Raw genomic sequence first — 795 nt, forward strand, 5'->3', positions numbered from 1 at the left:
ATGGAGTGAAAACGAAGGTAAGGAAGAATTAGAATATGCTAAGAATTTAAGCAAAGAAAACTATAATCAAGAAAAAGTTACACAAATGATTATTAAAAATCTTAAGATGATACAAGCTAGTATTGAAGATGTAAGAATTTTAACTATTTATTCATTCCTAGATGAAGATGAGGAACTTTCAAGAAAAGCTAGTCGAATTGTTTTAAGAATAAATATGGATATTATACTTTATCTTTTAGATAATGAAAAAACTTTTATAGGACATAAAACTTATTTTTTATTTGACAAGGAAAGATTTAAAGTTTTTGAAGATTTTTTATTTTTTCTAAATACTCGTTTAGAAGAGGATTTTTTGAAAAAAAATGATAATGATTTTGAAATAATAGAAATTGTAACATATATTAATCTATTGATTGGCTTAGATGGTGCGTTTGCTAATAATATGTACCTAAGAGAACTTTCAATAGCTCCTATTTGTGATTTAAATAATCCCAAAACCATAGCAATTCTAAATGGCATAGAAAAAATTAATATTGCAGTTGATAGATATATCAATCTTATAAATTCAAAAATTAAATTTATTGCCTATAAAGATGATTATCTTAAAATGAAAATAGAAAATATAAACAATAATTATCCAAAACTCAGACTCGGTCAAAAACAAATCAATAAACTTAAATCCATACAATCCAAACTAAAAGAGTGTAAACAATGAATGAAGAATTGCAAAAAGAAGAATTACCTAGAAAAAAATTAAACGAAACAGAAAAAAGACACAAAAACTATTTTTAGAAT

Annotated in this window: 1 protein-coding gene; it reads left to right on the forward strand. The window is 23.5% G+C overall.

The genetic code is table 11. The features are described from left to right. Window positions 1-715: hypothetical protein (locus L8V79_RS08130; RefSeq protein WP_263703200.1), on the forward strand; the 715-nt coding region annotated here is incomplete at its 5' end. Window positions 716-795 lie beyond the last annotated feature (80 nt).

The sequence above is a fragment of the Campylobacter sp. IFREMER_LSEM_CL2194 genome, from assembly GCF_025771685.1.
In the GTDB taxonomy this organism is placed as follows: Bacteria; Campylobacterota; Campylobacteria; order Campylobacterales; family Campylobacteraceae; genus Campylobacter_D.